Source organism: Pseudomonas sp. NPDC087639, assembly GCF_044743385.1.
Classification (GTDB): Bacteria; Pseudomonadota; Gammaproteobacteria; order Pseudomonadales; family Pseudomonadaceae; genus Aquipseudomonas.
On the sequence record NZ_JBIUWI010000040.1, the window covers coordinates 46,164 to 52,623 of the forward strand.

Sequence of the window (6,460 nt, forward strand, 5' to 3'; positions counted from 1 at the left end):
GTTTGCTTTTCAGGCAGCTTGCAGTTGCCGATCCATCGATTCGATGCACTCGCGCATCTGTTCGCGGCACTGGCTGATGAGCATCGGCATGTCATCCATGGTCAGTCCTACAGTAGGAATTGCCGGGAGTGAACGTATGAGAATTTTCCCGCTGCGCCAGCGGTTCAGGCGCATATGTTTGACGTAACTGCTGACACACACGGGAACGATCGGCACGCCAGCGGCAATTGCCATCTGGAATGCGCCCTTCTTGAATGGCAGCAGCTCTTCACCGAGATTGCGCGTGCCTTCCGGGAATACCCAGATCGACGTGTCTTCATTCTGCAAGGTGTTGGTCGTGGTGAGCATCGACTGACGCGCCTTTTGCGCATTCCCACGATCGATCAACACGTTGCCCGCCAGCCAGAACAGTTGCCCGAACAGCGGTACCCACTTCAGGCTTTTTTTGCCAATACAGACGGTGCGGCGCGGCACCACATTGCCGAACACGAACAGATCATAATTGGACTGATGGTTGGCGATGATCACGCAACTGTCGGGCTTGTTCATCAAACCGCTGACATCGGATTTCACCCGCAGACGCAAAATGCACATGGCCGGCAGCGCGTAGAGGCGGGCGCACAGACGGCTGTTGTCCGGATTAAATGGACGGCACAACCCGAGAATCACCCCAAGCATGCCAGCCAGAATAAAGTGCAGGCCCATCAACAACATACGAAACACAAACAGCATTTTCAGGCCCCACCGGGACAAAAGGTGGCGCAGTGTACGGATGTGCACTGTTTTCGGCAATTGCTGCTATAGAGTCCGGAGATAGCCGATGTTTAAGCGCATGTTTCAAGCTTGGTTGTCAGACCCGTCCTAGAGCTGCAACGGTATTTTCAACCAGGTGCGTAAGAAAAAGCCCGACACGACGGTCGGGCTTTTCTTGATCGCTGGAACCGGGTGCTTACCCCAGATGTTCCTGATCCTGAATGATCGCGTTATCCAGGGTTTCCAGCAGCGCCTTGCGCACCTTCAATTTGGTGTTCTTGTGCGCCGTCATGTTGATCTTCTTCAACTGCCGTGCGGCGGCCAAGGCAGCACCTTGCAGCTCCTCGGCGGAAACCACCTTATCGAGGAAGCCAGCATCCACAGCGCTTTGCGGATCGAACATCTCGCCGTTGATCACTGAACGGTGGAAAGCCGAACGACGCAGACGATCACGGGCCAGCTCGATACCGGCGTGGTGCATGGTCATACCGATCTGCACTTCATTCAGACCAATGCTGAAAGGGCCGTCGACGCCGATACGGTAATCGGCGGACAGAAGAATGAATGCACCTTTGGCCACGGCATGGCCCGGGCACGCGACGATCACCGGGAACGGGTGAGAGAGTAGACGGCGAGCCAGCGTCGAACCGGCAGTCACCAGTGCCACCGCTTCTTTAGGGCCGGCGGTCATCACTTTCAGGTCATAGCCACCGGACAGAATCCCTGGCTGACCGGTAATGATCACGATGGCACGATCAGTCACCGCCTTATCCAGCGCCGCGTTGAACGCTGCAATCACGTCCGGGGAAATGGCATTGACCTTGCCATTGCTCAAGGTCAGGGTCGCGATACCGTCTTCGAGGTGGTAAGAAATCAACTCACTCATGACGCTATTCCTTTAAGAAAGATGGGCAGACGTTACCCACCACCGCAGGCCAGGTAAAGCACCGTGACTGACCCGTCGGTCACCCTTTATCGGCTCATCCCCCGCAGACTGCTATCTGTCTTCTATATAGAAGGGGGCGTGCCCACCGGAGATTGGCCGGTTTGCCATGGCCTGTTGGCGGGGAAAACTGTTTTTTCTCTTAACCGCATGAAAATTCTGAAAAAAAGTTTGCCATCGGAAAAGCTTTCGACTACATTAGCGCGCCTCGACAGACAGAACATGTTTGAAGAGATACGGTGAAGTGTCCGAGTGGCTTAAGGAGCACGCCTGGAAAGTGTGTATACAGGAAACTGTATCGAGAGTTCGAATCTCTCCTTCACCGCCATATTCGATTACACAAAACCCCTGATTTCGAAAGAAGTCAGGGGTTTTGTGGTTTCTGGCGTATGGATTTTGTTGGGTGTCTGCTGAAATCGGCTTAATCCTCGATTGAATTACAATCGCGGTTTTTATCTGCCTGAAAAAGGACTGTTTCCATGATCATCTCCACCACTCAAGCCATCGAAGGCCGTCAGATCACCGCCTATCTAGACATTGTCAGTGCCGAATCGGTGCAGGGCGTCAATGTGATCCGCGACATGTTTGCCGGCATGCGTGATTTTTTTGGTGGGCGCTCTCAGACGCTGGAGCGGGCGCTGAAGGAGGCGCGTATCCAGGCGACTGAGGAGATCAAGGAGCGAGCGCGCGCCTTGCAGGCGGACGCTGTGGTTGGGGTGGATTTCGAGATCAGTATGCCGGCCGGCAAGGGCGGTATGGTTGTGGTGTTCGTGACAGGTACTGCGGTGAAGTTGCGCTGATTATTGTACGGAACGTTGGTATTTGTGGATCTCGACGTTTTGACTTGTTGCCATCCGGTCTTTTGTAGGCCATTCGTCGGGCGTCAGCGTTTCTGAATCACAAGTCCAGGAATGACCGGCTAGTCTCAAAAGTACTGAAGGTCGATATTTTTTCAGGCAAAGAGCTTTGCCGGTGTCGACCCGTTTCGAAGGGGAGAAGGTATGACTGATCCGTATATCGAAGACGATGGCGCTGAATTTTCCTTCAACAACTGCGTGCGATGTGGCCAGACCGAGTACCAGTCGGGCTTTGGTGAGGATCCGGTGCAGACCGGCAAGATCAAGTCCACGGTACCTAAAGGGCCGAAGGCGAAGTTTTTACCCAGGATCGCGACCCGCGCCCGCAAGTAAGTCTTGCAACCCACAACCCCGTCAATGAGCGGGGTTTTTTGTGCCTGGCGCAACCAATCGGAAAAAATTCCTACACGCGCAGTGAGGATGTAAACGCTTTTCACAAACTTTTCACGTCTGCCAAAGTAGGGTGAAGCCATCCGTTAGAAAGCAAGTCTCCAGCCCGTCTCCCCAGCGGGCTTTTTTTTGCCTGTCATAAAACCTTTTCCAGAATCGCTGTCAAATCGGCGCCGAGTGCGCGCAGTTCACTCATGTTGTCTGGACTTTTGCGCTCCGACGGCATTAAATCCCGGCCCTTTTTGTCATACCCATTTTTTGAGGTTTTTGTCATGCGTTTAACATTGCCTGCTCTGGTTCTGGGCCTTCTCGTTACTCAAGGTGCGATGGCTGCCGGTGACGGCACCGCTGCGCTGGGCGGTGGTCTGGGTGGCGCGCTGGGTAACGTTGTTGGCCAGAAAATGGGCGGCAGCACCGGTGCTGCGATTGGTGCCGGCGTCGCCGGCGCCGCGGGCAGTGCAGTGGCGGCACGTAAAGGCAGCCGGACCAAAGCGGCCATCGGCGGTGGTGTCGGCGCTGCCGGCGGTTCGGTGATCGGCAACAGTCTCGGCGGCAAGAATGGCGCTACTATTGGCGCGGGCCTGGGCGGTGCAGCCGGCGGCGCGGTTGGCAGCAATCTGTCCAAAGGGCACAAGCGTCACTGAGATTGATTGCAGTTCAGAAAAGTCCGGCTCGATGTCGGGCTTTGCGTTGGTGAACGTTTTACCCGTAATCGTCTCCAATAACACATAAGCCCTGCATGGGCAGCCTGTCCCGGCTCGGGAACTGTGAGGTTCATATGCGTTTGTCATTATCTGCACTGTTTTTCGGATTGCTGGTGGCTCAAGGCGCAATGGCTGCCGGTGATGGTTCGGCCGCCGTGGGCGGCGGGCTGGGTGGTGTGCTGGGCAATGTGGTCGGCGGACAACTCGGTGGCAGCACAGGTGCTGCTGTCGGTGCCGGTGTGGGTGGCGCGGCGGGCAGCGCCGTCGGCGCGAATAAACGCAATCGCACGGAAGCCGCCATTGGCGGTGGCCTTGGCGCTGCGGGCGGCTCAGTGATCGGTAACAGCCTGGGCGGTTCGACCGGTTCGGCTGTCGGTGCAGGATTGGGTGGTGCCGCAGGTGGTGCGCTCGGCAACAACCTGGGTGACGATGGCGGGAAGTCTCATTCCGGTGGTGGCCATAAGCATAAGAACAAGCATAAAAACAAACATCATTGATAGACGATTAAACAGAAACCCGGCCGTGTGCCGGGTTTTTCGTTTCTACGGGTTCGACTCGGGAACGATTGGCAGCAGGGCCTTTCGAACGTCATACACTCCCCGACATCATGAGGTTTGCCATGACTCCCGAAACCGAAGGCAAGGAAGAAAAAGGCTCGAGTGGGCTGCCGTTTATCAATGATCCGGGGAATGAGGATCCGGGGTCGCAGATGGATGCTCCGGTGCCGCTGATTGATTCGGATGATGAGTTTGATGGTGAGTTTGATGAGGAGGAAGATGAGCAGTGAAGGGTGGGTTTATCCCCCTATTTGAAACGCTAAAGGGCCTAGGTTAGGCCCCTTAGCGAGGTTTAAGACGTGATCCAATTTAAATAGAATGATCTTTGCTCTTCTGGGTTGTTCGTGAGGTTTTCTTCTTCGTAATCAAATATGAATACAACGTCTTCCAAAGAAGGTTTTTTACCGTGTACTAACTCGTACGCCTTTAAGCCGAGCGACATTTGGGACGACATACTCGATGGGTGCACATTGATTTTCGATCCCTTGCAGAAGAATCGTATATGCGGGTTGTTTTTTCTTAGTAATCCAAAGCACTTATAGAAATCGCGATCTGTATAAGTTTGGCTGCTTTGGTCTTCTAATCTTAGGGTTATAGATACCGCCGTGTCGTCACAGATGAGTTCGACTTCTTGTTTTTTATCATTTATTCCGACGGTAACTTTTATTTTGGAAATCATTTGCCTATTTGCCTGTATGGGTTTGGAAGGGAGTAGCCGAATTCTCTGCCGTCATCAATGATTATAGTTGCGCCAAGGATGTCTTCTCTTCTGATTCTGCCAGGAATGGCAACCTCCTGTTCTTTATCGAATTTATATGCGGCGCCTAGTTCCTTTTTGAGGTCGTGACCAGGGATCATTTTTAGTGTGTAGAGGAATCCGGTTTTTGTACCATATCCAGTAGCAAACTCTTTCCCCACTTCTCTAGACGGTGATGTGCTGATGAAGTTGCTGGGCGGAAAATCACTATCGATTGAGTGAAGCAGTAGGTCATTACTGTCACCTTTACTTTTAAATCCGTATTCAAAGATTTCTGAGGGATCCTTATTGTCGCCACGGTATAAATATTCATGGTTTGTTTGGGTGGTAGGGAGGGGGGGATCCTCACCACTTGGTACTTTTGCAGTTGGATCATTTGTCTTAAAGAATCGCTTACATCCATCCCCACCCGGACAATCACTCAACCCCAACGGATCCACCCACCCCGTTGGATTCGGCACGTACTGGTACTGATTCAACCCACCCGCCAACTTGATCGGGTCCGGCGTCAGATACCGGCCCAGCCGTGGGTCGTAATACCGATGCCGGTTGTAATGCAGTCCACTCTCAGCGTCGAAATACTGCCCCTGAAACCGCAGCGGCTGGTCGAGGTATTCCTCGGCGGCGAGGGTCAGCGCGGCGACTTTGCCGTAGGCGTCGTATTGCGCCGACCAGACGATTTCGCCGCTGTAGTCGGTGAGTTCCTGCGGGGTGCCGAGGTGATCGAGTTGGTAATAGAACGGGCAGGCGCGCTTCGGGCCTTTGCCGTCGAGCAGCGCCAGCGGGCGGAAGGTGCCAGGTTCGTAGACGTAGCTGCGGTGGTGGGTTTGGCTGCTTTCGGCGACAAGGTGATCGCCCTGCCAGAAGAACTCGGTGGTGGCGCCGTCGACGGTTTTGCTGATGCGCCGGTTGAAGGCGTCGTAGCGGTAACTGGCGGTTTTTCCGTCGGGGCGGGTCAGGCCGATGAGGCGGTGTTGGCAGTCGTAGCGGTATTCGGTGACGAGTTTCTGCGCGGTGCCGCGGCGTTCGCGGATCAGGTTGCCGAAGGCGTCGTAGTCGTAGTGGCGGTCGCCCTGCATCAGCAGGCGGTTGCCCTTGATTTGCGTCGGGCCGGAGCGATCCTGCATCAGCAGGTTGCCGGCCGGGTCGTGGGCGAAGGATTCCGGCAGTTCGTCGCGTGAGTGGCGGACGCGAATCAAACGGTCGAGAGCGTCATAGCCGTAGGTGCGCTGGCCGTGGCGGGTATCGGCGATGTGCTCAAGGTTGCCGTTGGCGCTGTAGGCATAGTCGCGGCGATACAGCGAATCGTGCTGATGGCCTACGGCGTGGGCGAGTAAACGGCCCTGATCGTCGTAGGTGTAATCGCTGAGCAGCAGACCTTGTTGCCTTTGTTGCTCGCGTCCTGACTGATAGACGTGGCGGGTCAGTGACGCGCCGTTGAGGTCGATGGCTCTGAGCGCACCACCCTTGGCGTGGTGGTAATCGAGTTTGCTGTTGTC

Annotated in this window: 9 protein-coding genes and 1 tRNA gene; 7 read left to right on the forward strand and 3 right to left on the reverse strand. The window is 55.0% G+C overall.

Annotated elements, in window-relative coordinates; all coding sequences use genetic code 11:
- Nucleotides 1–9: 9 nt before the first annotated feature.
- Together ACIOVB_RS17425 and ACIOVB_RS17430 are read right to left on the reverse strand one after the other, a co-directional pair.
- Nucleotides 10–732: a 1-acylglycerol-3-phosphate O-acyltransferase gene (locus tag ACIOVB_RS17425; protein ID WP_187680098.1), complete on the reverse strand. Its 723-nt coding sequence runs from the start codon at nucleotides 730–732 to the stop codon at nucleotides 10–12.
- A 217-nt stretch (nucleotides 733–949) separates the two neighbouring features.
- On the reverse strand, nucleotides 950–1,639 hold the full coding sequence (locus tag ACIOVB_RS17430; protein WP_187680099.1) for a crotonase/enoyl-CoA hydratase family protein: 690 nt from the start codon (nucleotides 1,637–1,639) through the stop codon (nucleotides 950–952).
- Nucleotides 1,640–1,702: 63 nt separating this feature from the next.
- On the opposite strand from ACIOVB_RS17430, the gene ACIOVB_RS17435 reads away from it, so the two are divergent.
- The 7 genes from ACIOVB_RS17435 (at nucleotide 1,703) to ACIOVB_RS17465 (ending at nucleotide 4,434) form a co-directional block, all read left to right on the forward strand.
- Nucleotides 1,703–1,939, forward strand: coding sequence for a hypothetical protein (locus ACIOVB_RS17435; RefSeq protein WP_401269756.1), 237 nt, complete (start codon nucleotides 1,703–1,705; stop codon nucleotides 1,937–1,939).
- Nucleotides 1,935–2,024: transfer RNA gene (locus ACIOVB_RS17440), tRNA-Ser, on the forward strand. Before ACIOVB_RS17435 ends, ACIOVB_RS17440 begins: the two co-directional genes overlap by 5 nt.
- Nucleotides 2,025–2,175: 151 nt before the next feature.
- Nucleotides 2,176–2,496 (forward strand): YbjQ family protein, encoded by a 321-nt coding sequence (locus tag ACIOVB_RS17445; protein ID WP_187680100.1) that lies wholly within the window; start codon nucleotides 2,176–2,178, stop codon nucleotides 2,494–2,496.
- A 201-nt stretch (nucleotides 2,497–2,697) separates the two neighbouring features.
- Nucleotides 2,698–2,886 (forward strand): hypothetical protein, encoded by a 189-nt coding sequence (locus ACIOVB_RS17450; RefSeq protein WP_187680101.1) that lies wholly within the window; start codon nucleotides 2,698–2,700, stop codon nucleotides 2,884–2,886.
- 329 nt (nucleotides 2,887–3,215) lie between these two features.
- The gene (locus tag ACIOVB_RS17455) at nucleotides 3,216–3,587 is read left to right on the forward strand and encodes a bacteriocin (RefSeq protein WP_401269758.1); all 372 of its coding nucleotides are present in this window, start codon (nucleotides 3,216–3,218) and stop codon (nucleotides 3,585–3,587) included.
- 134 nt (nucleotides 3,588–3,721) lie between these two features.
- A complete protein-coding gene (locus ACIOVB_RS17460) occupies nucleotides 3,722–4,144 on the forward strand; it encodes a glycine zipper domain-containing protein (RefSeq protein ID WP_305442238.1) in 423 nt (140 codons plus the stop codon).
- Nucleotides 4,145–4,266: 122 nt separating this feature from the next.
- Nucleotides 4,267–4,434, forward strand: a complete 168-nt coding sequence (locus ACIOVB_RS17465; protein WP_401269761.1) for a hypothetical protein — start codon at nucleotides 4,267–4,269, stop codon at nucleotides 4,432–4,434.
- Between the two features lie 445 nt (nucleotides 4,435–4,879).
- On the opposite strand, the gene ACIOVB_RS17470 is transcribed toward ACIOVB_RS17465, so the two are convergent.
- Nucleotides 4,880–6,460, reverse strand: a 1,581-nt coding sequence (locus ACIOVB_RS17470; RefSeq protein ID WP_401269764.1) for an RHS repeat-associated core domain-containing protein, incomplete at its 5' end; no start/stop codon positions are given.